At 69.6% G+C, this 24,048-nt stretch carries 24 protein-coding genes and 2 pseudogenes; 12 read left to right on the forward strand and 14 right to left on the reverse strand.

Annotated features, from left to right (window positions below; genetic code table 11):
• Positions 1-15 precede the first annotated feature (15 nt).
• A complete protein-coding gene (locus M1L60_RS36215) occupies positions 16-582 on the forward strand; it encodes a helix-turn-helix domain-containing protein (RefSeq protein WP_253242070.1) in 567 nt (188 codons plus the stop codon).
• Here M1L60_RS36215 and M1L60_RS36220 read toward each other — a convergent pair.
• The 3 genes from M1L60_RS36220 to nadA form a co-directional block, all read right to left on the reverse strand.
• Positions 579-1,202, reverse strand: coding sequence for a DUF3043 domain-containing protein (locus M1L60_RS36220; RefSeq protein WP_253242071.1), 624 nt, complete (start codon positions 1,200-1,202; stop codon positions 579-581). The genes M1L60_RS36215 and M1L60_RS36220 overlap by 4 nt on opposite strands.
• 115 nt (positions 1,203-1,317) lie before the next feature.
• Positions 1,318-2,673, reverse strand: coding sequence for a UDP-N-acetylglucosamine 1-carboxyvinyltransferase (murA, locus tag M1L60_RS36225; RefSeq protein WP_308208587.1), 1,356 nt, complete (start codon positions 2,671-2,673; stop codon positions 1,318-1,320).
• Positions 2,674-2,914: 241 nt separating this feature from the next.
• Positions 2,915-4,084, reverse strand: coding sequence for a quinolinate synthase NadA (gene nadA, locus M1L60_RS36230; protein ID WP_253242072.1), 1,170 nt, complete (start codon positions 4,082-4,084; stop codon positions 2,915-2,917).
• A 112-nt stretch (positions 4,085-4,196) separates the two neighbouring features.
• Between nadA and M1L60_RS36235 the strand changes: the two genes are divergently transcribed.
• The 4 genes from M1L60_RS36235 to M1L60_RS36250 all read left to right on the forward strand — a co-directional run bounded on the left by M1L60_RS36235 (position 4,197) and on the right by M1L60_RS36250 (position 7,375).
• Entirely contained in the window at positions 4,197-5,303 is a 1,107-nt protein-coding gene (locus M1L60_RS36235; RefSeq protein WP_253242073.1) for a glycerate kinase family protein, read from the forward strand.
• A 96-nt stretch (positions 5,304-5,399) separates the two neighbouring features.
• The gene (erpA, locus tag M1L60_RS36240; RefSeq protein ID WP_253242074.1) at positions 5,400-5,768 is read left to right on the forward strand and encodes an iron-sulfur cluster insertion protein ErpA; all 369 of its coding nucleotides are present in this window, start codon (positions 5,400-5,402) and stop codon (positions 5,766-5,768) included.
• A gap of 112 nt (positions 5,769-5,880) precedes the next feature.
• Positions 5,881-6,858, forward strand: coding sequence for a carbohydrate kinase family protein (locus M1L60_RS36245; protein WP_253242075.1), 978 nt, complete (start codon positions 5,881-5,883; stop codon positions 6,856-6,858).
• 16 nt (positions 6,859-6,874) lie between these two features.
• On the forward strand, positions 6,875-7,375 hold the full coding sequence (locus tag M1L60_RS36250; RefSeq protein WP_253242076.1) for a P-loop nucleotide/nucleoside kinase family protein: 501 nt from the start codon (positions 6,875-6,877) through the stop codon (positions 7,373-7,375).
• Here M1L60_RS36250 and M1L60_RS36255 read toward each other — a convergent pair.
• Both M1L60_RS36255 and M1L60_RS36260 read right to left on the reverse strand, forming a co-directional pair.
• On the reverse strand, positions 7,372-7,584 hold the full coding sequence (locus tag M1L60_RS36255; protein WP_253242077.1) for a sulfurtransferase TusA family protein: 213 nt from the start codon (positions 7,582-7,584) through the stop codon (positions 7,372-7,374). The genes M1L60_RS36250 and M1L60_RS36255 overlap by 4 nt on opposite strands.
• Positions 7,581-8,723, reverse strand: coding sequence for a cysteine desulfurase family protein (locus M1L60_RS36260; RefSeq protein ID WP_253242078.1), 1,143 nt, complete (start codon positions 8,721-8,723; stop codon positions 7,581-7,583). The genes M1L60_RS36255 and M1L60_RS36260 overlap by 4 nt, the downstream gene beginning before the upstream one ends.
• A gap of 168 nt (positions 8,724-8,891) precedes the next feature.
• On the opposite strand from M1L60_RS36260, the gene ctaC reads away from it, so the two are divergent.
• Both ctaC and M1L60_RS36270 read left to right on the forward strand, forming a co-directional pair.
• The gene (gene ctaC, locus M1L60_RS36265; protein WP_438862192.1) at positions 8,892-9,851 is read left to right on the forward strand and encodes an aa3-type cytochrome oxidase subunit II; all 960 of its coding nucleotides are present in this window, start codon (positions 8,892-8,894) and stop codon (positions 9,849-9,851) included.
• A gap of 7 nt (positions 9,852-9,858) precedes the next feature.
• The gene (locus M1L60_RS36270) at positions 9,859-10,284 is read left to right on the forward strand and encodes a cytochrome c oxidase subunit 4 (RefSeq protein ID WP_253242079.1); all 426 of its coding nucleotides are present in this window, start codon (positions 9,859-9,861) and stop codon (positions 10,282-10,284) included.
• A 53-nt stretch (positions 10,285-10,337) separates the two neighbouring features.
• Here the strand turns inward: M1L60_RS36270 and M1L60_RS36275 are convergent, their stop codons facing one another.
• From M1L60_RS36275 to M1L60_RS36290, 4 genes are all read right to left on the reverse strand, one after another.
• Entirely contained in the window at positions 10,338-10,526 is a 189-nt protein-coding gene (locus tag M1L60_RS36275; RefSeq protein WP_253242080.1) for a hypothetical protein, read from the reverse strand.
• 111 nt (positions 10,527-10,637) lie between these two features.
• Positions 10,638-11,696 (reverse strand): anthranilate phosphoribosyltransferase, encoded by a 1,059-nt coding sequence (trpD, locus tag M1L60_RS36280; RefSeq protein WP_253242081.1) that lies wholly within the window; start codon positions 11,694-11,696, stop codon positions 10,638-10,640.
• Positions 11,697-11,736: 40 nt separating this feature from the next.
• A complete protein-coding gene (locus tag M1L60_RS36285; protein ID WP_253242082.1) occupies positions 11,737-12,174 on the reverse strand; it encodes a hypothetical protein in 438 nt (145 codons plus the stop codon).
• Positions 12,175-12,227: 53 nt separating this feature from the next.
• Positions 12,228-13,205 carry a cytochrome c oxidase assembly protein gene (locus tag M1L60_RS36290; protein WP_253242170.1) on the reverse strand — a complete coding sequence of 326 codons (978 nt, stop codon included), beginning with the start codon at positions 13,203-13,205 and terminating at the stop codon, positions 12,228-12,230.
• Between the two features lie 126 nt (positions 13,206-13,331).
• Between M1L60_RS36290 and ctaE the strand changes: the two genes are divergently transcribed.
• From ctaE to M1L60_RS36315, 5 genes are all read left to right on the forward strand, one after another.
• On the forward strand, positions 13,332-13,931 hold the full coding sequence (gene ctaE / locus M1L60_RS36295; protein ID WP_253242083.1) for an aa3-type cytochrome oxidase subunit III: 600 nt from the start codon (positions 13,332-13,334) through the stop codon (positions 13,929-13,931).
• A gap of 51 nt (positions 13,932-13,982) precedes the next feature.
• Positions 13,983-14,831, forward strand: coding sequence for a cytochrome bc1 complex diheme cytochrome c subunit (gene qcrC / locus M1L60_RS36300; protein WP_253242084.1), 849 nt, complete (start codon positions 13,983-13,985; stop codon positions 14,829-14,831).
• On the forward strand, positions 14,828-15,931 hold the full coding sequence (qcrA, locus tag M1L60_RS36305; RefSeq protein WP_253242085.1) for a cytochrome bc1 complex Rieske iron-sulfur subunit: 1,104 nt from the start codon (positions 14,828-14,830) through the stop codon (positions 15,929-15,931). The genes qcrC and qcrA overlap by 4 nt, the downstream gene beginning before the upstream one ends.
• On the forward strand, positions 15,928-17,538 hold the full coding sequence (gene qcrB / locus M1L60_RS36310; RefSeq protein ID WP_253242086.1) for a cytochrome bc1 complex cytochrome b subunit: 1,611 nt from the start codon (positions 15,928-15,930) through the stop codon (positions 17,536-17,538). The genes qcrA and qcrB overlap by 4 nt, the downstream gene beginning before the upstream one ends.
• Positions 17,539-17,651: 113 nt before the next feature.
• Positions 17,652-17,939, forward strand: coding sequence for an Lrp/AsnC family transcriptional regulator (locus M1L60_RS36315; protein WP_253242087.1), 288 nt, complete (start codon positions 17,652-17,654; stop codon positions 17,937-17,939).
• 216 nt (positions 17,940-18,155) lie between these two features.
• On the opposite strand, the pseudogene M1L60_RS36320 reads toward M1L60_RS36315, so the two are convergent.
• The 5 genes and pseudogenes from M1L60_RS36320 to M1L60_RS36340 all read right to left on the reverse strand — a co-directional run.
• Positions 18,156-18,557: pseudogene (locus M1L60_RS36320) on the reverse strand (YybH family protein); the annotation flags it as partial.
• A 242-nt stretch (positions 18,558-18,799) separates the two neighbouring features.
• Entirely contained in the window at positions 18,800-19,633 is an 834-nt protein-coding gene (locus M1L60_RS36325; protein ID WP_253242088.1) for a nucleotidyltransferase family protein, read from the reverse strand.
• 134 nt (positions 19,634-19,767) lie between these two features.
• Positions 19,768-20,235: pseudogene (locus M1L60_RS36330) on the reverse strand (NUDIX hydrolase); the annotation flags it as partial.
• Between the two features lie 94 nt (positions 20,236-20,329).
• Positions 20,330-22,120, reverse strand: coding sequence for a RelA/SpoT family protein (locus M1L60_RS36335; RefSeq protein WP_253242089.1), 1,791 nt, complete (start codon positions 22,118-22,120; stop codon positions 20,330-20,332).
• Positions 22,121-22,229: 109 nt separating this feature from the next.
• A complete protein-coding gene (locus M1L60_RS36340) occupies positions 22,230-24,029 on the reverse strand; it encodes a DEDD exonuclease domain-containing protein (protein ID WP_253242090.1) in 1,800 nt (599 codons plus the stop codon).
• Between the last annotated feature and the right edge of the window lie 19 nt (positions 24,030-24,048).

Below are 24,048 nucleotides of genomic sequence, written 5' to 3' on the forward strand. Positions count from 1 at the left end.
CATAGCATCTTGCGTATGAAGCAAGACCAGGAACTGGAGGCGGTCGTCCGGCAGCGGATCCGCGGTCTGCGGGTGGCGCGGGGCTGGTCCCTCGACGAGATGGCCGCCCGCACGCTCCTGAGCCCGTCGACCATCAGCCGGATCGAGACCGGCCACCGGCGCATCGCCCTCGATCAGATGGCTGCGATCGCCCGCGCCCTCGACACGTCGATCGACCAGCTGGTCGAGCCCGTGGGCGACGAGGACGTGGTGATCCGGCCCCACAACCATCCGGAGCGGGGCATCACGACCTGGGTGCTGTCCCGCGGCAGCGGGCAGACGGTGGCCAAGATGCGCATCACCCGCAAGGTGCCGGCCGAGCTGCGGGTGCACCCGGGGCACGATTGGTTCACCGTGCTGTCCGGCACGATCGAATTACGTCTGGGCGACCGTACGATCCTCGTCGGCACGAACGAGGCGGCCGAGTTCTCCACCATGGTGCCGCACGCGTTCGGCGCGTACGACGGCCCGGCCGAGGTGCTGTGCATCCTCGACCACGCAGGCGAGCGCAGCCACCTGCACGGCCCCGAGCGGGACCTCTAAACAGCCTGGCCCAGTTCGACGCGGGGCTTGGGCACGCGCATGCGGCGGAACGTCAAGCCGCGCATCACGCCGTAGATCTGCAGCGAGCCCACGCGCTGCGAGGTCTTGGGGAAACGGTCCTTGACCAGGCGCTTGATCTTGCGCGAGATGAGCACGCTGTCGATCACGACGCCGATCGCCAGGAGCAGCCAGAGCAGGTTGCTGGCGAGCTGGACGGCCGGGATCTGCACCGTCGAGCCGACCAGCACGATCAGCGCGCCGCCGAAGAAGTAGGTGCCGACCGTGCGGCGGCTGTCGACGATGTCGCGGACCAGCGCGCGCTCGGGACCGCGGTCGCGGGCCAGCAGGTAGCGCTCGTCGCCCGCCTTCATGCCGGCGGTCGCCTCGGCCCTTTCCTGGCGCTGCCGCTCGCGCATCTGCTTGATCTGCTCGCGGCGGTTGGCCGGGGCCGCGGTCTCGGCGCCGAAGCGGCGGCCGGTGGCGACCCGCTTGGGCGTGGCCTGGCCGAGCTCCTTCTTGCTGGGCGTGTAGCTCTTCGGGCGCGACTCGGCCGGCGTCACCTCCTCGACAACCTCGGGAGTGGCGACGTCGGACTGCTTGCGGCGAAAGAGCGAGGGCACGCTCAGAGAGTAGCCAAGCGGCGCGGTGTGTTTCACACCGCGCCGCTGATAGTGATGAAACCGTAGGCAGACTTCAGTCCGCTTCAGGGGTGGTGGCCGGGGTGGTCGGACGGGGTCAGAGACGCTCGACGTGGGCGCCGAGGGCGGCCAGCTTGTTCTCGAAGTCCTCGTAACCGCGGTTGATCAGGTCCACCCCGTACACCCGGGAGGTGCCCTCGGCCGCCAGCGCCGCGATCAGGTGGGCGAAACCGGCCCGCAGGTCGGGGATGACCAGGTCGGCCGCGTGCAGCTTGGACGGGCCGGCGATGACCGCGGAGTGCTTGAAGTTGCGGCGGCCGAACCGGCACGGCGTGCCACCGAGGCAGTCCCGGTAGACCTGGATGGTGGCGCCCATCTGGTTCAGCGCGTCGGTGTAGCCCAGCCGCTGCTCGTACACGGTCTCGTGCATGATCGACAGGCCGCGGGCCTGGGTCAGCGCGACCACCAGGGGCTGCTGCCAGTCGGTCATGAAGCCGGGGTGCACGTCGGTCTCGAGCGCGACGGCCTGCAACTCGTGGCCGGGGTGCCAGAACTTGATGCCGCCCTCGGCCCCGGTCACGCCCGGGCGGGCCACCCGGTCGTCGGTGATCTGGAACTCGCCGCCGATCGAGCGGAAGACGTTGAGGAACGTCATCATGTCGGCCTGGCGGGCGCCGAGCACCTCGATCTCGCCCTTGGTCGCCAGCGCGGCGGCGGCCCAGCTGGCCGCCTCGATCCGGTCCGGGATCGGCTTGTGCTGGTAGCCGTGCAGCTTCGGCACACCCTGGATCTCGATGACCCGGTCGGTGTGGACCGTGATGATCGCGCCCATCTTCTGCAGCACACAGATGAGGTCGATGATCTCGGGCTCGATGGCCGCGTTGCGCAGCTCGGTCACGCCCTCGGCCCGGACGGCGGTGAGCAGCACCTGCTCGGTCGCCCCGACGCTGGGGTAGGGCAGCTCGAGCTTGGCCCCGTGCAGCCCGTTGGGGGCGCTCAGGTGCATGCCCTCGGGCTGCTTGTCGACGACCGCGCCGAACTCACGCAGCGCCTGGATGTGGAAGTCGATCGGGCGCGGGCCGATGTGGCAGCCGCCGAGGTCCGGGATGAACGCGTGACCCAGGCGGTGCAGCAGCGGGCCGCAGAACAGGATCGGGATCCGGCTGGAGCCGGCGTGCACGTTGATCTGGTCGGTGCTGGCGCTCTCGACGTTGGTCGGGTCCATCACCAGCTCGCCGTCGTCCTGGCCGTCGCTGACCTTGACCCCGTGCAGCTCGAGCAGTCCGCGGACGACCTCGACGTCGCGGATGCGCGGCACGTCGAACAGGCGGCTCGGCGACTCGCCCAGAAGGGCGGCCACCATCGCCTTGGAAATGAGGTTCTTGGCGCCACGGACCCGGATCTGACCCTGCAACGGCGTACCGCCGTGCACGACCAAGACGTCGTTGGTCAACGTAACCTCCAGCTGGTGGGCGCGAGGGGAGCGCCCGAGATGATCAGGGGGCAGACGGGTTCGGGGGTGCCCCGTTTCTGCAACCGGGTGAGCATAGCGCTGAGTGACAAAGATGCCAGCCGACAAACGCCCATAGGCGCAGTCTTAAGGCGGAATTAGGGCGGTGGGTGGGGCGGTCGGAGGGAGTTAAGACAGCAGAAAGAAAGACCGCGCCCGTACGGATCTTATTGACTACATTCCGTTACGGGAGGGCGAGCATCTGGTCCAGCGCGACACGCGCGTACTTGGCCGTTTCCTCGTCCACGGTGATGACGTTCGGCACCCGGCCCGCGACCAGTTCCTCCAGCGTCCACACCAGGTGGGGCAGGTCGATCCGGTTCATCGTCGAGCAGTAGCAGACCGTCTTGTCGAGGAACATGATCTGCTTGTCCGGGTGGGCCAGGGCCATCCGGCGTACGAGGTTCAACTCGGTGCCGACGGCCCAGGCCGACCCGGCCGGGGCCGCGTCCAGGGCCTTGATGATGTATTCGGTCGAGCCCACGTAATCGGCGGCCTGGACGACCTCGTGCTTGCACTCGGGGTGGACCAGCACGTTGACGCCGGGCACCCGCTCGCGCACGTCGTTGACGCTGTCGAGGGTGAACCGGCCGTGCACCGAGCAGTGCCCGCGCCACAGGATCATGCGCGCGTTGCGCAGCTGCTCGTCGGTCAGCCCGCCCTGGGGCTTGTGCGGGTCGTAGAGCACGCAGTCGTCGAGGTCGAAGCCCATCTCGAGCACGGCGGTGTTGCGGCCCAGGTGCTGGTCGGGCAGGAAGAACACCTTGCTGCCCTGCTCGAACGACCAGTCCAGGGCGCGCTTGGCGTTGGACGACGTGCAGACCACGCCCTCGTTGCGCCCGACGAAGCCCTTGATGTCGGCCGACGAGTTCATGTAAGTCACGGGGACGATGTCGCCCGCGATGCCCAGGTCTTCGAAGTGCTCCCACGCGGTCTGCACCTGGCCGAGCACGGCCATGTCGGCCATCGAGCAGCCGGCAGCCAGGTCGGGCAGGATCACCTGCTGGGCCGGCGTGGTCAGGATGTCGGCGCTCTCGGCCATGAAGTGCACGCCGCAGAACACGATGAACTCGGCATCCGGCCGGGCCGCGGCCTGCTGGGCGAGCTTGAACGAGTCGCCGGTGACGTCGGCGAACTGGATGACCTCGTCGCGCTGGTAGTGGTGGCCGAGCACGAAGACGCGGTCGCCCAGCGCGGCCTTGGCCGCGGTGGCCCGGGCCACCAGGTCGGGGTCGCTGGGCGCGGGCAGATCACCCGGGCAGTCGACGCCCCGCTCGGTGGCGGGGTCGCTGCCCCGGCCCAGCAGGAGCAGCGCGGTGGCGGTGTTCGAGGGTTCGGTCCAGGTCGACGTCACGCCAGCCATCGTCGCACAGCTTGAGAAGGGTGTACCCGGCGCAAAACAGAGCCTTTAGTCACTTCAGGGGCGGCGGGCGGGGCGGTCGGATGGGGCCTGCCACACTTGCGCAGTGCGCGTGCTGATCTGTCCGGACAAGTTCGCCGGGACCCTTTCCGCCCCCGACGTCACCAACGCGGTCGTGGCCGGCTGGTCGCGTCCCGACGAGTTGATCGAGCGGCCGCTCTCCGACGGCGGGCCGGGGTTCATCGAGGTGCTGGCCGGGGCCGGCGGCGGGCGGCGGATACCGGTGCCGACGGTCGACCCGCTCGGGCGGCCGGTGGCCGGCGAGATCCTGCTCAGCGGCACCACGGCGTACGTGGAAAGCGCCCACGCCTGCGGCCTGCACCTGCTGACCCCCGAGGAGCGGGATCCGAACTCGGCCAGCTCGTACGGCCTGGGCCTGCTGCTGATGGCCGCCGTCGAGGCCGGTGCGGCCGAGATCGTGATCGGGCTCGGCGGCTCGGCGGTCAACGACGCGGGGGCGGGCATGCTGGCCGCCCTGGGCGCCCCGCCGGTCGACATCGCGGGCTACGCGCTGCCCTACGGCGGCGCCTACCTGAACGCGGCCGCCGCGCTCGGCGGGGTGCCCCGGTTGCGGCAGGTCAGCCTGGTCGCCGCGACGGACGTGGACAACCCGCTGACCGGCCTGCACGGCGCGAGCAACGTGTTCGGCCCGCAGAAGGGCGCCAGCCGCGAGGACGTCTATCGGCTCGACGCGGCCCTCGAGCAGTTCGCCGGCGTACTGGAAAAGGCTTTTGACGTCGAAAATCTGCAGCAGGCCCCGGGCGGGGGAGCGGCCGGCGGCATCGGCGCGGCCCTGATCGCCCTCGGCGGCCGCGTCGTGTCGGGCATCGGCCTGGTCAGCACGGCGATCGGGCTCGAGCGGGAGCTGGACGCGGCCGACCTGGTGATCACCGGCGAGGGATCTTTCGACCACCAGTCGCTGCGCGGGAAGGTCGTGGCCGGCATCGCCAACGCCGCCCGGGATCGTGGCCTGCCCTGCATCGTGCTCTGCGGGCGGAACGAGACCGGCTACCGGGAAGCCGCCGCGGCCGGCGTCACCGAGACGTATTCCCTGACCGAGCATTTCGGCAGCACCGAACTGGCGATGAGCGAGCCCGCTCGAGGGGTTACTGAGCTGGCCTTACGCATCTCCGAGCAGTGGAGCCGCTCGTAGCGCCGGTGAAACAAGCCACCCGGATTGGGAATCATGGGAATCCGGGCTAGCGTTGGCCAGTACGGCAGTATGTCCGCACCCTGCAGGGAGATACACGTGACCACTGAAGCGCACACCGAGTCGGTCGAGGCCACCGCCCCGTCCGGCATCATTCTGACCGACGTCGCCGCGGTTAAGGTCAAGGCCCTGATCGAGCAGGAAGGGCGCGACGACCTGCGCCTGCGCATCGCCGTTCAGCCCGGTGGCTGCTCCGGCCTGCGCTACCAGCTCTTCTTCGACGAGCGTTCGCTCGACGGTGACGTCGTGGCCGACTTCGGTGGCGTCGAGGTCGTCGTCGACCGCATGAGCTCGCCCTACCTGGCCGGCGCCACGATCGACTTCGCCGACCGGATCGACGCCCAGGGCTTCACGATCGACAACCCCAACGCGCAGAACTCCTGCGCCTGTGGCGACTCGTTCCACTGATCTTCGGCATTCCGACAGCAGGCCGCTCCAGTTCACGGGGCGGCCTGCTGTCGTTCACGAGCCGGTAGGCTGCGTACGTAAGCCCCCCGTTCCCGAAATCCTGAGGGCCCTCATGAAGATCGCCGTCACCGGCTCGATCGCCACCGACCACCTGATGCACTTCCCCGGGCGGTTCGCCGACCAGCTCATCGCGGACCAGCTGCACAAGGTCTCCCTTTCGTTCCTCGTCGACGACCTGGTCGTCCGGCGCGGTGGCGTGGCCCCCAACATCGCGTTCGGGATGGGCCAGCTCGGCCTCAACCCGATCCTGGTCGGGGCGGTCGGCGCCGACTTCGCCGACTACCGCTCGTGGCTCGAGCGGCACGGCGTCGACTGCGACTCGGTGCACATCAGTGAGGTGGCCCACACGGCCCGCTTCGTCTGCACCACCGACGACGACCTCAACCAGATCGCCTCGTTCTACGCGGGTGCGATGGCCGAGGCCCGCAACATCGAGCTGACCCCGGTCAACGATCGGGCCGGCGGCCTCGACCTCGTGCTGATCGCGGCCAACGACCCGGCGGCCATGGTGCGTCACTCCCAGGAGTGCCGGGCCCGGGGCTACAAGTTCGCGGCCGACCCGTCGCAGCAGCTCGCCCGCATGGACGGCAGCGACGTGCTGACGCTGATCAGCGGGGCCGAGTACCTCTTCACCAACGAGTACGAACGGTCGCTGCTCGAGACCAAGGCCGGGCTCACCTCCGACCAGGTGCTCGACCACGTGCGGGTCCGGGTCACCACGCTCGGCAAGGACGGCGTCGAGATCACCGGACGCGACATCGAGCGCCTCCACGTGCCGGTCGCCCGGGACGTCATCCCGCAGGACCCGACCGGCGTCGGCGACGGCTTCCGGGGCGGCTTCTTCGCGGCGATCTCGTGGGGGCTCGGCCTCGAGCGGGCGGCCCAGGTCGGCTCGCTGCTGGCCGCGCTCGTGCTCGAGTCGGCCGGCGGCCAGGAGTACGACGTCCGGGGCGAGGACTTCGCCAAGCGCTTCGCCGACTCGTACGGCGACGCCGCGGCGGCCGAGATCAAGCAGTTCTTGCCTGCCTAGTTCCGGGGGGAACCAGATGGTGCTGGCCGTCTTCGCCGGGCTGCCCGGCGTGGGGAAGAGCACGCTCGCGGCACGGGTGGCCACCGAGCTGCCCGCGTGCGTGCTCGCGGTCGACACCGTCGACTTCGCGCTCCAGCGGTACGAGGTGGTCGAGCCGAGGCCGGGTTTCGCGGCCTACGGCGCGGTCGCCGCGCTGGCCGAGGTCCAGCTCGGCATCGGCCACCACGTGATCATCGACGCTGTCAGCCCGGTCAAGGCGGCCCGCCAGCTCTGGGTCGAGGTGGCCGAGCGGGCCGGCGTGCCGCTGCGGGTGATCGAGGTGGTGGTCGGGGACGACGCCGAGCACCGCCGGCGGGTCGAGAAGCGCTACGAGTCCCGCGACCACGACGGCGTGCCCGACTGGGTCCGCGTGCTGGAGCGCCAGGCCGAGTACGAGCCCTACCTGGGCCCGCGCCTGGTCGTCGACACGTTCCTGGCCCGCGACCCGGTCGCCGCGGTGGTCGAGTACCTGGCTTAGTGCGTACGCCGTATGTCGAAAGCGTTCTCGGCCGGAGAACCCAGGTATTCCTGCTGCTTCATGCGGCACCAGGCCGGGATGTCGTTGGCCGCCGCCGGGTCGTCGGCGAGCACGCGGACGACGTCGCCGACCTCGACTTCTCCGATGTTCCGGGCCAGCTTGATCACCGGCAGCGGGCACTTCTGACCCCGGCAGTCCAGCTCGATCACATGCCCGCCTCCCGCCGGATGCCCTCGACCAGCCCCGGCAGCACGGCCAGGAACCGCTCGACGTCGGCCTCGGTCGTGTCCCGGTGCAGCGAGACCCGCACGTTGCCGTGGCTGAGCACGCCCATCGCCTCGAGCACATGGCTCGGCCGCAGCGTCGACGCCGTGCACGACGAGCCCGACGAGACCGCGAAGCCGGCCCGGTCGAGCCCGTGCAGCAGCGCCTCACCGTCGACATACAGGCACGAAAAGGTCACCAGGTGCGGCAGCCGCTGCTCCGGATCGCCGACCACCTCGACGTCGGGCACGACGGCCGGCACGCGCTCGCGGATCCGCTCGACCAGCGAACTCAGCCGGGCCGCCTCGCGCTCGGCCTCCGTACGCACCGCTCGCAGGCTCGCCGCGGCCGCGACCACCGCCGGCAGGTCGGCGCTGCCGGGCATCCCGGGGCGATAAAGATCATCCTGCGGGTACGGGGAGATCCAGCGCACACCTTTGCGGACCACCAGCACACCGACGCCCGGCGGCCCGCCCCACTTGTGCGCGCTCGCACTCAGCAAGGACCACCCCGTGGGTACGTCGTACCAGCCCACCGACTGGGCCGCGTCCACGAACAGCGGCACCCCGGCCTCACCGCAGTAGGCGGCGGCCGCCGACACCGGCTGCACCGTGCCGGCCTCGTGGCTGGCGCTGATCAGCGAGGCCAGCGCGACGCCGGGCGCCGTGACCGCCTGCTCCCAGCCGTCGAGGTCGAGCCGTCCCAGCCGGTCGACGCCCACCTCGACCGCCTTGCCCCGCGCCGCCGCGTGCAGCACGGCCGAGTGCTCGATGGCCGAACGCACCAGCGTGTCGCCCTGCCGGGCGCGACCGGCCAGGCCGCCGAGCACCGCGGCCTGGGCGGCGGCCGTGCCGGACGGCCAGAACGAGACCTCGTCCATCCGTACGCCCAGGACCTCGGCGAACGCGGCCCGGGCGGCCTCGGCGAGCTGTTGCGCCCGCCGGCCCGCGGAATAGAGGCGCACCGGATCGGCCCAGCCGTCGGCGAGCGCGGCCAGCAGCGCCTCGCGGGCCACCGGGTGCAGGGGAACTGCGGTCGCCGCGTCCAGGTAGGCCGGACCGGCGGGAACGCCCGTGTATTCCACCCCGGGAACGGTATCGTCCGATTGTCGGCGGGTGCACGGCCACGCCTGAAGATCGGACCCCGTGAAGGTAGGACAGGGCCTGGTCGAGTAATGTGCGACCGTCGGTAACGCCTGGCCACTCGTGTCCGTTTCGGGCGGGAGGCGGCGCTGCTAAGGAGGCAAGAGCAGGTGAGCGCAAAAGGTTCGGCCGCACGGCCGCGAGCGGCAGTCCGGGTCACCGGGCTCGGTCTCGGCGGGTCGTTGCTGCTGCTGGTGCTCTCGGGGTGTTCCGTCGAGGGTGTCGGTAAGGCCTTCGGCCACTTCGGATGGCCGGGCAAGGGCATCACCCTGCAGGCCCACAAGATGTACGACCTGTGGATCGCCTCGACGATCGCCGCGCTCATCGTCGGCGTGTTCGTGTGGGGCCTGATCTTCTGGTGCATCATCCGCTACCGCAAGCGCGGTGACGAGCTGCCCGTCCAGACGCGGTTCAACATGCCGATGGAGGTGCTCTACACGGTCACCCCGGTGCTGATCGTGGCAGTGCTCTTCTACTACACGGCCATCGTGCAGACCGACGTGGACAAGCTGTCCAAGAACCCCGACCAGGTCGTCGAGGTCGTGGCGTTCAAGTGGAACTGGCAGTTCAACTACCGCGACGGCATCGGTGAAGAGGCCAACACGGTCGCCTCGACCGTCGGCTCCTCCGACGTCATCCCGATCCTGGTCCTGCCGACCGGACAGAAGATCCGGTTCGAGGAGACCAGCAAGGACGTCATCCACTCGTTCTGGGTGCCCGAGATCCTGTTCAAGCGGGACGTCTTCCCGGGCAACGTGCGCAACACCTTCGAGATCACTCTCGACAAGGAGGGCCGCTACGTCGGCCGCTGCGCCGAGCTCTGCGGCACCTACCACGCGTTCATGAACTTCGAGCTGGTCTCGGTCTCGCCCGACCGGTTCAACACCTTCCTCGAGGCCAAGAAGGACGGCGCCACCACGCAGGAGGCGATGGCGGCGATCGGCTACGCCGGCGACGCGGCCTACGCGACGACGACCGAGCCGTTCAACACGCGGCGCCAGAAGAACAGCTGGAACCAGCGCGACGCGGTGTCCGCGGGCACCGGCGCGGCCGTGACGGCCGGGAAGTAGGGGCAGCGTGCGCACCGAATACAAGATCTTCGCCGGCGTTGCCGTCTTCCTCTTCGGAGCGTCGATCGTCTACGGCATCTACACCCACGAGGCCGTCGGGCAGCTCGAGTGGATCGGCACGATCGCGCTGATCCTGTCGGGGTTGCTGTGCTCGATGTGCGGCGGCTTCTTCTGGTTCGTCGCCCGGCGCATCGACCTGCGGCCGGAAGACCGCGAGGACGGCGAGATCGCTGAGGGTGCCGGGGAGATCGGCTTCTTCAGCCCGGGTAGTTACTGGCCGTTCGGGATCGCGTTGTCGGCCACTATCGCCGGGCTCGGTCTGGTGTTCTGGATGTGGTGGCTGGTGGCGTTCGGGTTGATCCTGGTGATCGCTTCTTCGAGCGCGATGATCTTCGAGTACTACACGGGGACCCGGCACCCGGCTGAGCACTGAGAGAAATGTGACGAAAGCCCGCGACCCCGAAGGGTCGCGGGCTTTCGTCGTTCTCAGGCCGCAGCTTGGCGTTGTTTGGGGGCTATGCGGTGGGGCTTGGTGGGATGTCCCAGCCACAGGTGGGCGACGATCGGGGCGATGACCTCGGCGGCGCCGCAGCGGGTACACACGAGTTCCTCTGCCGGGACCTCGAACATCATGTCGCCGTCGCAGATGACACAGCGTGGCTCGCGATCGGACACGGGTGGCTCCTCTCTTCGCCGGAAGGTGGATTACCCGAAACTCATTCCGACGCTGCCACGTGTTTGGGGCTTTTGGGAGTATTGAGCCCGGCGTGTCCGCTGTGACTTTGCCTATTCGGCGGCTTTTGCCTGTTGCGCGGCGTCCACCCAGCGGGCCAGCAGAGCCGTTGCCGCCCCGGAGTCGATCGTTTCCTGGGCGCGGGTGATTCCGGCCCGCAGCGTGTCTCTCAGGTCGCCGGGGAACCCACCCTGGGCGGCCAGGGCGGCCGCGACGTTGAGCACGACGGCGTCGCGGACCGGGCCGGGCTCGCCGGCGAACGTGCGGTGGGCCACGCCGGCGTTGAAGGCCGCGTCGCCGCCGCGCAGGGCGGCCGGCTCGCTGCGCGGCAGCCCGAGCTCGACGGCGTCGATCAGATGCTCCTCGACCTTGCCGTCGCGGGCCTGCCAGACCCGGGTCGGAGCGCCGGTGGTGAACTCGTCGAGCCCGTCCTCGCCCCGCATGACCAGGGCCGAGTCGCCGCGCCCGGCGAACACCGCCGCCATCACGGGGGCCATGCGCGGGTCGAAGCAGCCGACCGCGGCCGCCGTGGGCCGGGCCGGGTTGGTCAGCGGGCCCAGCACGTTGAAGAACGTGGGCACACCCAGCTCGCGCCGCGTGACCGAGGCGTGCCGCATGCCGGGGTGGTAGCGGGCGGCGAAGCAGAAGCCGATGCCGGCCCCGGTCACGGTGCTCACGACCCCCTCGGGGCCCAGGTCGAGCGGGATGCCGAAGTGCTCGAGCAGATCCGCGGTGCCGGTGGTCGAGGAGGCCGACCGGTTGCCGTGTTTGACCACCGTCACACCGGTGGCGGCTGTGATGATCGCCGCCATCGTCGAGATGTTCACGGTGTTGGCCCGGTCGCCACCCGTGCCGACGATGTCGACCGCGCTGGTGCGCACCTCTTCGGGCAGCTCGACCCGGGCCGCGTTGGCCAGCATGGCGTCGACCAGGCCGGCCAGTTCGCCCGGGGTCTCGCCCTTGGCCCGCAGCGCGATCGCGAACCCGGCGATCTGGGCCGGGGTCGCGTTGCCGGTCATGATCTCGCCCATGGCCCAGGCGGTGTCGGCTGTGCCGAGTTCCTCGCCGCGCAGCAGGGCGCTCGTCAGATTCGGCCAGGTGCGTGCGCCCATGGCGGGGCCCCTCCGGGGGATGCGGGTCAGCGGGAGCGGATCAGGGGATCTGGCCGAGCGTGCCCAGCGGGATGGCGCCGTCGCGGCGGGCCCGGAGCATCGCGGCCACCGTCTGCCCGGTCGTGACCGGGTCGAGCGGCATGATCAGGGTCTGGTCGACCTGGGCGTATGCGGCCAGCCAGCGGTCGGCGGCGCGAGCCACGACGACGCAGATCGGCGGGGGAGTGGCGTACTCGTCCTTGGTCTGCCGGGCGATGCCCAGGCCGCCGGCCGGGGACGCCTCGCCGTCGAGCACCATCAGGTCGATCTCGTACTTGTCGAGCAGGTCGCGGCAGTCCTCCCAGGTGGAGGCGTCGGCGAACTCGACCCGGAGGTCAGCGGCCGGACGCACGCCGATCGCCAGCCGGAAACGGTCTCGCACAGCGGCATCGTCGCTGTAGAGGAGGACCGTGTACTGAGAGATCTGCGCGTCGCTCATAGTTTGTGCCTCGGCTCACGTCGTAGGTGCGTGCCCGATCGTAACGGAACTCACTACGCGGGGTCGGACCCCGGTCCGCGGGTGTCGGCGGGGGCCCCGTTTGTGATCTTGGCAGCATCCTCGCGGGCCTGCTCGGCGGCCTCCGCGGCTTCCTGCCGGTCGAGGGCGCGGTCGATCCGGCGGGCCTCGCGTTCGGACTGGCGTACCCACTGCAGGATCAGGATGCCGAGCATCGTGACGCTGACGATCTCGCCGCCGGCCCACAGGATGCCGCCCGCGGTGACCTGGTCGGCCTTGGGATCGGTCCAGCTCAGGCCGAGGTTGTTGTAGTAGTCGCCGGCCAGCAGCACCGAGCTCTGCATGATCGTCAGGCCGAGCACGGTGTGGAACGGCACCGACAGCACCATGAGCAGGGCGCGGCCGGGGTAGGGCCAGCGGTTGGGCAGCGGGTCGAGGCCCAGCAGCGGCCAGAAGAACAGGCAGCCGGTCACAATGAAGTGGATGTGGATGAACTCGTGCAGCCACGAGTGCAGCAGCGTCTGCTCGTAGAGGTCGGTGAAGTACAGGACGAACGGGTTGGCCACGAAGATCCCGAACGCCACCAGCGGGAAGGTCAGGACGCGGGCGACCCGGCTGTGCAGCACGGCGAGCACTTGGCGACGAGAGGGGGCGGGCAGCGTACGCAAAGCCAGCGTGACCGGCGCGCCGAGTGCGAGGAAGATCGGGCCCACCATGGACAGCACCATGTGCTGGACCATGTGCACCGAGAGCAGCGTCGTGTCGTACTTCTCGATCCCGGTGACCGTCACCGACGCGATCGAGCCGAGTCCACCGGCGACGAACGCCACCGTGCGGCCCACCGGCCAGACGTCGCCCCGCTGCCGCAGCCGGTAGACGCCGTAGCCGTACAGCGCGGCCGCTACCAGCAGGAACAACGCCACCAGGCTGCCGACATGGATCTCGGTGAAGATCGCGCCGACGCTGAACGGTGGGAGAACAGTATCCCCGCCGGAGACGGCGAGTGTGGGCATTTCGGCTAGGTGCACCACCCGAGGCTAGGCCTATCCGGTCGCGCCCCGTAATTCCGGGCTGCGACTCGTGCCTGAATTCGACCCCCCGCAGTACGTTGCACTGATCGCGGGGCAATAATGAGCCTCGTGACAGCGGCCTCAGCCATCGACAAGAGCAGGATCCACTCGCTGACGCGACCGAACATGGTCAGCGTCGGTACGATCGTGTGGCTCTCCAGCGAGCTCATGTTCTTCGCGGCACTGTTCGCGATGTACTTCTCGATCCGCGCGGCGGCGCCCGAGCAGTGGGAGGAGCACACCCAGCATCTCGAGATCCCGTACGCGACGACGTTCACGGTGATCCTGGTGCTCTCCTCGGTCACGTGCCAGCTCGGCGTGTTCGCGGCGGAGAAGGGTGATGTGTTCGCGCTGCGGCGCTGGTTCACCATCACCTTCGTGATGGGCCTGATCTTCGTGCTCGGGCAGGCGAACGAGTACAAGAACCTCGTCCACGAGGGCATCACGCTCAACGGCGACGGCTACGGCTCGATGTTCTACCTGACGACGGGCTTCCACGGCCTGCACGTCACCGGCGGTCTGATCGCCTTCATCGTCTACATGATCCGTACGACCATGGGTCGGTTCACCCCGGCGCAGGCCACCTCGGCGATCGTCGTGTCGTACTACTGGCACTTCGTGGACATCGTGTGGATCGCGCTGTTCGCCATGATCTATTGGCTGCAGTAGACCCCGCCTTAGTCCATGAGCTTCAGGTCAAAACGCAGAGGGATACAACCCATGACTTCTGACACCCCCGCCCGCCGGCGCCTCAGGGTGTTCTCCCGGCGGCGCGGTGCGCCGAGCCGGGCGCGCCGGCGCCTCGGCGCGGCGGTGCGCATGCTCGCCGCGCTGGCGCTCGCCGGCGGCGTCTACACCGCCTTCGCCCCCGGCGCGTTCGCCGACGAGCCGCGGCAGCTCTCCGCCACCGCGCTCGAAGGCAAGCAGCTGTACGACAACAGCTGCATCAGCTGCCACGGCCGCGACGGCCAGGGTGTCGACGACCGCGGCCCGAGCCTGATCGGCGTCGGGTCGGCGTCGGTCGAGTTCCAGGTGGGCACCGGCCGCATGCCGATGGTCCGCCAGGAGGCCCAGGCCGAGCAGAAGAAGCCGCTGTTCGACAAGAACCAGACCAAGCAGCTCGGCCAGTACATCCAGGAACTGGGCGGAGGCCCCCAGGTTCCCGAGGGTGAGCTGGTCGAGAACCTCGACGAGAACGCCGAGGCGCTGGCCCGCGGGGGCGAGCTGTTCCGGGTCAACTGCACCTCGTGCCACGGCTTCGGCGGTGGCGGCGGCGCGCTCTCCTCGGGCAAGTTCGCCCCGAGCCTGAGCGCCTCCACACCCGAGGAGATCTACGCCGCGATGCTCAGTGGCCCGCAGAACATGCCGGTCTTCGGCGACAACCAGCTCACGCCGGAAGAGAAGCGCGAGATCATCACCTACATCACCCTCCAGCTGCAGGAGGACAGGGACCCGGGTGGCCTGTTCAACCTCGGCCGGTACGGTCCGTCGACCGAGGGTGTCGCGATCTTCCTGGTGGGCATCACTATCCTGGTCTTCACGTCGCTGTGGATTGCGGGGAAGTCATGACCACGACGCACCACGACGCGCCCGACGCCAAGCCGGTCGACGTCAACGACCCGAAGCTCAGCCGCTTCGACGTCGTCAAGGAGGGCCTGCGCCGCGACGAGATCGAACTCATCACGTACGAGTCGCAGTTCCAGGGCACGAACTCGAAGGCCGAGAAGCGCGTCGTGCGCAACATCGCCCTCCTGTTCATCATCGCGGGGCTGGCCGCGTTCGCCTTCCTCGGCTTCTACATCTTCTGGCCGTGGCAGTTCGAACTCGGCAACACGACGAGCGACTACTTCACGCCGCTGCTCGGCATCTCGCTGGCGATCTCGCTGTTCGCGATCGGCTTCGCGATCCTGGCCTGGGCCAAGAAGCTACTGCCGCACGAGGTGTCGATCCAGGCTCGCCACGACGGGGCCTCGCCGACCGACGAGCAGAAGATCACCGGTCAGACGATGATCTTCGTCGGTGACGAGCTGAACCAGGGCGTTCAGCGCCGGCCGCTGCTCAAGGGCGCGATCGGCTTCGGTCTGGCCCCGATCGGCCTGGTCGCCGCGGCGCCGCTGATCGGTGGCCTGATCGAGAACCCGCACAAGGGCGAGCACCCCGACCTGTTCACGACCGGCTTCAGCGCGGCCAAGAACGGGGGCAACCTGGTTCGCCTCACCCGCGACGACGGCACCCCGATCCGGCCCGAGGACGTCAGCACCGGTGGCCAGATGACCGTCTTCCCGGGCATCCCGCACGGCGCGACCAACGAGTACGCCGACTCGCCGACCCTGCTGATCCACCTGCGGGCCGACGACGCCGCGGAGACCCGCCGCAACGCCGACGCCGACCGCCGCAACCAGGGGTCGATGTGGGGCAACTACGTCGCGTACTCCAAGATCTGCACACACGCCGGTTGCCCGGCTAGCCTTTACGAGCAGCAGACCAACCGCCTGCTGTGCCCCTGCCACCAGTCGCAGTTCCTGATCACCCGGAACGCGCAGCCGATCTTCGGTCCCGCCACCCGGCGCCTGCCGATGCTGCCGCTCGGGGTGGACGAGGAGGGCTACTTCGTGGCAACGTCCGACTACAAGGACACAGTCGGACCTGACTTCTGGGAGCGGCCGTGAAGCGCCGGAAAGCAGACCTCCAACAGGCGCCGGTCACCTTCGCCAAGGGCGTAGACGAGCGGTTCCAGGCCTCCACGCCCCTGCGCGCCCTGCTCAACAAGGTTTTCCCCGACCACTGGTCGTTCCTGCTGGGTGAGATCGCGCTCTTCTCGTTCATCATTCTGCTGCTCACCGGCGTCTTCCTGACGCTGTTCTTCGACCCGTCGATGACTGAGACGGCCTACCAGGGCGCCTACCCGGCCCTGCGCGGCACCGAGATGTCTCAGGCGTACGCGTCGTCGCTGCACCTGTCGTTCGAGGTGCGCGGTGGTCTGTTCATGCGCCAGATGCACCACTGGGCGGCGCTGCTGTTCATGGCGGCGATCGTCGTGCACATGCTGCGCATCTTCTTCACCGGCGCATACCGCAAGCCGCGCGAGGCCAACTGGGTCATCGGCATGGCGCTGTTCCTGCTGGGCTTCCTGGCCGGCTTCACCGGTTACTCGCTCCCCGACGACGGCCTGTCCGGCACCGGCCTGCGCATCGCCTCGGCGATCATGCTGTCGATCCCGGTGGTCGGCACGTGGGTCTCGGCCTCGATCTTCGGCGGCGAGTTCCCGGGCCACCTGATCATCGGCCGGTTCTACATCGCGCACGTGCTGCTCATCCCGGGCGGTCTGCTCGCGCTGATCACCGTGCACCTGGGTCTGGTCTTCAAGCAGAAGCACACCCAGTGGCCCGGCCCGATGCGCACCAACACCAACGTGGTCGGCGAGCGCATGTTCCCGCGGTACGCGCTCAAGCAGGGCGGCTTCTTCATGGCCGTCTTCGGCACGGTGGCGCTGCTGGCCGGCCTGTTCCAGATCAACCCGATCTGGCTGTTCGGTCCGTACCGGGCGTCCGAGGTGTCGTCGGCGTCGCAGCCCGACTGGTACGTCATGTTCCTCGACGGCCTGGTCCGGCTCATGCCGAACTGGCAGATCTACATCGGCGACTACAGCATCCCGCCGCTGTTCTGGCCCGCGGTCGTGGGTCTGGGCTTCTTCACCACGGCCCCGATGGCCTGGCCGTGGCTCGAGGCCCGCAAGACCGGCGACAAGCGCGTCCACAACCTGCTGGAGCGCCCGCGCGACAACCCGGAACGCGTCGGCATCGGCTCGATGGCCGTCACGTTCTTCCTGATCGGCACGATCTCCGGCGGTAACGACGTCATCGCCGACAAGTTCCACATCAGCCTCAACGCGATGACTTGGGGCGGCCGTATCGGGTTGATCGTCCTGCCCGCGCTGGCCTACTTCATCGCGGTCCGGGTCTGCCTGGGTCTGCAGCAGCACGACCGCGAGGTCCTGGCCCACGGCGTCGAGACGGGCATCATCCGGCGCCTGCCCAACGGGCAGTTCGTCGAGATCCACCAGCCGCTCGGCCCGGTCGACGAGCACGGTCACCCGGTCCCGATCGAGTACGGCGGCTGGGTCGTCCCGAAGAAGATGAACCGGGTCGGCGCCTTGGCGCCGGCGGTGAAGGGCTTCTTCTACCCGGTCGAGAAGCCGTCCGAGGCCCCGGTCTCGCCCGGCATGCCGCCGGTCAGCGGCGACACCCGCGAAGAGATCACTTCCGGCCGCAAGTAAGACAGCAGCAACGACGAGGGGCCCGCTTCGGCGGGCCCCTTTTCGTTCACGGCCCCGGTCCGGCGGATAGCATGGTCGCGACCACTCCGCCCGCCCAGCCGAGGAGCCCGCAGGTGAACACCGCGATCGTGCACATCGACTGCGCCACCGACTCGATTCCCGAGGTGGCCGAGGCGCTGGCCGCCCTCGACGGCGTGAGCGAGGTCTACTCGGTCGCCGGCAACGTCGACCTGATCGCCGTCGTCCGCGTAGCCAAGTTCGACGACATCGCCGAGGTCATCGCGGGCAAGATCTCCAAGACGCCGGGCGTACTCAACACAGAGTCACACATCGCCTTCCGCGCCTACTCCAAGCACGACCTGGAGGACGCTTTCGCCATCGGCCTCCCCGACGCCGACTGACCCTCGGTCCCAGGCCCCCTACGCCGACTGGCCGGCGGTCCTGGCTTTCGCGGCGCTGACCGACCCCTGGGTCCCTGGCCTTCGCCGGCGCAGACTGACCCGTGGGTCCCGGTCTCCGCGACGCCGGCTGGCCCTTCGACTCGGGCTGCTTGCCTGGCGACCGGCCTTTCTTGCTGAAGCGTCGGGATCGCTGGGGTGTCGGCCTCTTCTGTTTCAGATGGGGAACGAGTGGTGCTCGTGGGTCACGAGCCAGCGGCCGTCCTCTTTCCGCAGGCCCAGGGTCAGGCGCAGGCGGCGGTCGGGGTGTTCGGCCAGCTCGGCCGGCTCGCCGCAGCGGAGGAGCGCGTGGGCGAAGGCCACGTCGGCGCCCGCGGTGACCTCGAGCCGCACGATCTCGAAGACCGAGCCGGACTCGATCCAGCGAAAGAACGGCGGCCACGTCTCGCGGTAGGCGTCGATGCCGCGCACCCCGTCCTGCGGCGGCGGCACGTCGAACATCACGATGTCGTCGGCATGACCGGCCAGAACGCCCGGCAGATCGCCGGCCCGGATCGCGGCCGCCCACCCTTCGATCAGATCGGCAATGAGCTTCTCGTCGTTACCGTGCTCCACAACCATAAGTGTTCTCTCCCTTCACCCGTAAGACCGGCCGAGAGCGATGAACTCATCGGTTCCCGGCGCGTGATGCCATCAGATTGAGCAGCTCCGTTTCGGCCGGTGGCGTAACCGCGGCTAACGGCGTCCGTTCAGGCCGGTGATGCGGCCAGGGGGAGCACCCTGTCTCAGGCGAGTGGTGCTGCCGGATTGGGGAGCGTCGCGACAGCGGCTTGACCCGATCGGGGAATGCGGGAGCGGCGGGCTCAGATGTGGACGGTCAGGTCGCCGGGGGCGCGCACGGTGCTGGTGAGCGACTCGGTGGCCGCGACTCGGGCGCCGGGCCAGATCACGCAGCGGTGCAGATGGCCGGCCACCTCGGCGCCGGCGCCGATCACCGAATTGGTGACCGTGCCGGTGACGGTGGCCGTGGGGTCGATCAGCGAGCCGCCTTGGGTGGCCTGCAGGTTGGCCAGCAGGTAGTCGGCCGGTGTGCCGGTGTCGATGTAGACGCCGTCGTAGTTGACCAGCTCGAGGCTGCCCTCGGCTTCGGCCGGGCGCCAGCAGGTGCGTACGAGATCGCTCTGCTCGGTCGGCAAGTCGCGGATGTAGCGCCAAGGGAGCAGGGAAAAGCCGGTGAAGCGCCGGCCGCTGAATCCGCCCGTGGTGCCAGGGAGGGTGGGCTTGGTGAGCATGCGGACGGTCTCGCCGTCCCAGCCGTCGAGCAGCGCCGCGATGTCCTTGCCGGGCTCGCGGGCGGGATCGGCCAGGTAGGCGTCCGCGTTGCCGACCAGTGCGCCGCGACCGTCGATCCAGGACTTCAGGCGGCCGACGCCGCCGGACGTGCCGACCGGGCCGTCGGGCTCGACCGAGAGGTGGCCGCGGTCGCCGACGTGCCGTACCACCTGGTCGGCCAGGTAGGCGGCGTTGACCGCGACCTCGCCCGGGCCGGTGAGGCCGAGACCGGCCAGCCGGGTCAGCGCCCGGTCGAGCAGGGCGACATTGCCTACCGGGCAGAGGGCTTTGGGCAGCAGTTCGGTCAGGGGGCGCAGTCGCTGCCCCTCGCCCGCGGCCAGGATCACCCCGGCGACGGCGGTCACGACCGCTCCCCGGTGGCCCGAGCTTCCCCGCCCGACTCCGACCCGCCGACAGCGCCCGCAGCGCCTGCCGCGGTCGGGTCGGTCGCGGGGCTCGGCTCGGCCGTAGGGGCCGACTCGGCTTCCGGTTCGGCCGCGGTCTCGGGTGTGGCTGCGGAGTCGGGCGTTGAGGCGGGGGCCAGGTCGTAGCGGGAGAGCAGTTTGATCGTGTTGGAGGTCAGACGGGGCAGGTCGTCGATCGGGAACCAGCCGATGTCGACGATCTCGCCGCCGTCGATGTGCAGGGTGGCCTGGGCGGCAGGGATCGTGCCGAAGAAGACGGTGTCGACCACGCCGACCGGGTGGATGATCGCGTTGGGCACGCCGGGGGTCAGCTCGTCGGGTGAGATGCGGACGCCGGTCTCCTCGAACAGCTCGCGGGCCGCGCCCACGGCCGGGTCCTCATGGCGTTTCAGCAGGCCCGCGGGCAGGCTCCAACCGGCCTTGGAGGGCTGACGCAGCAGCAACATGTCACCGGAATCGGCGTCGCGGATCACGGCCACGGCGCCGACCAGATACTTCGGGGCGACCAGGATCACGACGGCTCGGCGCAGTGGGCTGGGCATGCGATAGAACGCCTGATATGCGGCCGCCCGCACGCGCCGAGGAAAACTCACATCGACAAGGCTAGCCGGACGCCGCAGCCGCCCCGGAGCGGGCTCAGTCGGGGTGGTCGACCAGCGCGATGAGCTGCTCGACCACCACGTCGGGCTCGAGGGTGCGTTCGCACACCGCGACCAGCATGGTCTCGAGGTCGGGGTAGCCCAGCTCTTCGGCCAGGCGGCGCAGCGGCACCTCGCTGGCCAGGCCCCGGTCGTGTTTGCGCAGGGTCAGCCCGATCGTGGCCCGGCCCAGGCGCACCTTGTCGGCGATGCTGATGCCGGGTTCGTTCTTCTCGTCGAAGTATTTGTTGATCTGGAGCTGGGCCTGGCTCGATTTGACGAAGCCGAGCCACTCGCGGCGCGGGCCGCGAGGAGCGTTCGGCTCAGCCTCCACGTGACCGTCGGTCTCGGAGAAGATCTCGACCACGTCGCCGTCGCGCAGTTGCGAGCTGAGCGGGGCCAGCCGGCCGTTGATCGTCGCGGCCAGACACTGGTCGCCCTTCTGCGGGCTCAGCTCGTAGGCCAGGTCGACCGGGGTGGAGCCGCTGGGCAGCTCGCAGGCGTTCCCGTGGGCGAAGACCGTGATCTGACCCTCGGCCAGGTCACACCGCAGCGAGGCGAGGAACTGGGCGGCGTCGGTGGTGTCCTGCTGCCAGTCGAGCACCCGCTTGAGCCAGGTCAGCTGGTCGGCGCCCGAGGCCTCGGCGGTCTCGGCGTACTTCGGATATCGGTAGGTCGTGGCGACGCCGTATTCCGAGTAGCGGTGCATGGTGCGGGTGCGGATCAGCACCTCGACCAGGCGCCCGTCGGGGCCGGTGACGGTGGTGTGCAGGGAGCGGTACAGGTTGTTCTTGGGGGAGGCGATGAAGTCTTTGAACCGGCCCGCCACCGGGCGCCACTGGCCGTGGATGGCGCCGAGCGCGGCGTAACAGTCGGTCTCGGGACCGTCGACCACGACCGCGATGCGCGGCAGGTCGAACGGGACGGCATGACCGCCGGCCACCGTGTCTTTCCAGATCGAGTAGTAGTGCCGGGGCCGCGGGGTGACCTCGGCCGTCACGCGCTGGCGGCGCAGCGCGGTGCGGGCCCGGGTGGTGACGTCGTCGAGGTAGTCGTCCCAGCCGGGGCGGTTTTTCACGTGCTCGTCGATGCGCGCGTAGGAGTCGGGCTCGAGGTGGAACAGCACCACGTCGTCGAGGTCGCGCTTGAGGGCCTGGATGCCGAGCCGGTCGCACAGCGGGACCAGCACGTCGAGCGTGGCGGTGGCGATGCGGGCCCGGCTGGCCGGCGAGCGCGCGTCGAGTGTGCGCATGTTGTGCAGCCGGTCGGCCAGCTTGATGACCAGGACGCGGACGTCCTTGCCGGCGGCGACGATCATCTTGCGGATCGTCTCGGCCTCGGCCGCCTTGCCGTAGAACGCCTTGTCGAACTTGGTCACGCCGTCGACCAGGTGGGTCACCTCGGGGCCGAAGTCGCCGTGCAGGGCCTCGAGCGTGTAGCTGGTGTCTTCCACCGTGTCGTGGAGCAGGGCGGCGACCAACGTGGTCGTATCCATGCCCAGCTCGGCGCAGATCTGCGCGACGGCCAGCGGGTGGGTGATGTAGGGCTCGCCCGACTTGCGCATCTGACCGCGGTGCATGTTCTCGGCGATCGCGTAGCTGCGCCGCAGGACGCCCGCGTCGGCTGACGGGTGCACGTTGCGGTGAGCCCGGGTCAGCGTCGTCACAGGATCGTCATCGTTGCCAGGCAGACTCAGAAAGGAGCGGAGACGCTGTGTGAGCGACATCTCGCGTTCGGAATTCGGCAGGGCACGTCCAAGGGCGGCGCCGTGGCCGGCGTCGACGTCCACTGGACACCCCCTCACCACTGGGCCGTCGGTGCTCGCGCGGGGGACCGCAGGAACCGAGGGCCAAAACGTCGTGAAGTCCCGCGAACCAGGTCCCGAGATTTCACTTGCCTTACAGCCTAAGCGAGCGAGCGTCATCCGAACGGTCAGTTACCGATGAGCGAACGGACGAGTCTTTACCCGAAGCGGCCGCCTCGGCCCGGTTGAGCAGGGAAGTGAACCGCGCCGCGCCACGAACCGGTGACACCCAGTCGCCGGAAGTTTCCACCAGCCGGGTGTCGGCGAGTTCGAGCCAGGCCAGGATCCGCTCCGTCTCCTCGGCCGAGGCGGCCGGGACCGGGCCTCGTCCGGGAAGGACTGTCTCGGCCGTCAGGCGCACCGCGTCGAGAGTGGGCCGGGGATGCTCGCGGGGCGGGGAGGTGGCCGCGGCGGCCAGCCGGCCGTGCCGGACGACGACGATCTCCCACCCGCCCACCTTGTCGCGCCGGGCCGCGACGATTTCGGACAGCCGGGTCATGGCGCTCAGCCGCTGCATGCGCACGGTGGCCCGCAGCAGCGCGATGAGCCGGGACCGGAGCACGGCCGCCTCTTCGTATCTGCGCTTTTCGGACAGCGTGTCGATGCGGTCCATCAGGGCGTCGACCACCTGGGACGGATCGCCGTCGAGGGCCGAGCGGAACGGCAGCGCGGCCGTCGCCTCGTACGCCTCGGGGGTGATCTTGTGTTCGCACGGCGCGGGGCACCGGCCCAGCTCGGCCAGGGCGCAGGCCGGGGTCGGGGTGCGCACCGAGAGCCGGTGGCTGCACTGGCGCAGCGGGACGGCGTCGTAGACCCCGGCCGCGGCCAGCTCGGCCGTCTTGCGCGACGAGAAGGGCCCGAGATAGGCCGCGCCGTCGTCGGCCATCGCGCGCACCACGGACAGTCGCGGATAGGCCTCGGCGGTGAGTTTGAGCCAGACCACGCGTTCGGGATATTTCGACCGGCGGTTGTAGGGCGGGGCGTGGGCCGCGATCAGCCGCAGCTCGCGGACCTCGGCCTCGAGCGAGTGGGCACATTCGAGCGCCTCGACGCGGGTGGCGGCGCCGAGCATCTCGGAGATGCGCGCCCGCTTCTCACTGGCGGTGAAATAACTCCGTACGCGGGTGGCAATGTCTTTCGATTTGCCCACATAGAGCGCACGCCCGTCGCCGGCCCGGAACACGTAGACCCCGGGGACGTGGGGCAGGCCGTCGGCCAGGTGGCGCTGGCGGCGCTGGGTGGGGGTGACCGCCTTGGCGAACTCGATCGCGTCGCCCACCGTGTGGACCCGGAAGCTGCCCAGCCGCTCGATCAGCCCGTGCAGCACGTCGACCGTGGCCCGGGCGTCGTCGAGCGCGCGGTGGGTGGGCTGGACGGTGGCGTGGAAGAACTGGGCCAGCGTGCCGAGCTTGCGGTTGGGCACCTCGTCACGGGTCAGCGCCCGGCGGGCCACGGCGGCCGTGTCGAGCACCCGCGGGTTGGGCCAGGCGTAGCCGTGCCGGGCGCAGGCGGCCTTGAGAAAGCCGACGTCGTAGGGCGCGTTGTGGGCCACCAGCACCGCGCCCCGCAGGAACTCGAGCAGGCTGGGCAGCACCGACTCGATCGGCGGGGCCGGGGCCAGCATCGCCTCGGTGATGCCGGTCAGGACGGTGATGAAGGGCGGCAGCCGCTCACCCGGGTTGACCAGGGTCGCGAAGACGCCCAGCTCCTCGCCGCCGCGCACCTTGACCGCGCCGATCTCGGTGATGCCGGCGCCGTCGGCCGCACCCCCGGTCGTCTCGAGGTCGAGCACCACGAAGGTGGTGTCGGCGAGGGAGAGGGCCGCCGGGTCGACGGACCCGTCAGCGCTGAGGAGCGTGTCCAGAGTGCCCTGGACATATGCGGGTTGTGCCACGGCGGGGAGATTAGAGCGG

The sequence above is a fragment of the Paractinoplanes aksuensis genome (genome assembly GCF_024137025.1).
GTDB lineage: Bacteria > Actinomycetota > Actinomycetes > Mycobacteriales > Micromonosporaceae > Actinoplanes > Actinoplanes aksuensis.

Excerpts from the sequence above, each read along its gene's own strand:
- M1L60_RS36250 (WP_253242076.1), top strand. The coding sequence starts at position 6,875 with ATGGTGCTGGCCGTCTTCGCCGGGCTGCCCGGCGTGGGGAAGAGCACG.
- trpD (WP_253242081.1), bottom strand. The coding sequence starts at position 11,696 with ATGGGCGCACGCACCTGGCCGAATCTGACGAGCGCCCTGCTGCGCGGC.
- M1L60_RS36290 (WP_253242170.1), bottom strand. The coding sequence starts at position 13,205 with ATGCCCACACTCGCCGTCTCCGGCGGGGATACTGTTCTCCCACCGTTC.
- qcrC (WP_253242084.1), top strand. The coding sequence starts at position 13,983 with ATGACTTCTGACACCCCCGCCCGCCGGCGCCTCAGGGTGTTCTCCCGG.
- M1L60_RS36285 (WP_253242082.1), bottom strand. The coding sequence starts at position 12,174 with ATGAGCGACGCGCAGATCTCTCAGTACACGGTCCTCCTCTACAGCGAC.
- M1L60_RS36245 (WP_253242075.1), top strand. The coding sequence starts at position 5,881 with ATGAAGATCGCCGTCACCGGCTCGATCGCCACCGACCACCTGATGCAC.
- qcrA (WP_253242085.1), top strand. The coding sequence starts at position 14,828 with ATGACCACGACGCACCACGACGCGCCCGACGCCAAGCCGGTCGACGTC.
- M1L60_RS36215 (WP_253242070.1), top strand. The coding sequence starts at position 16 with ATGAAGCAAGACCAGGAACTGGAGGCGGTCGTCCGGCAGCGGATCCGC.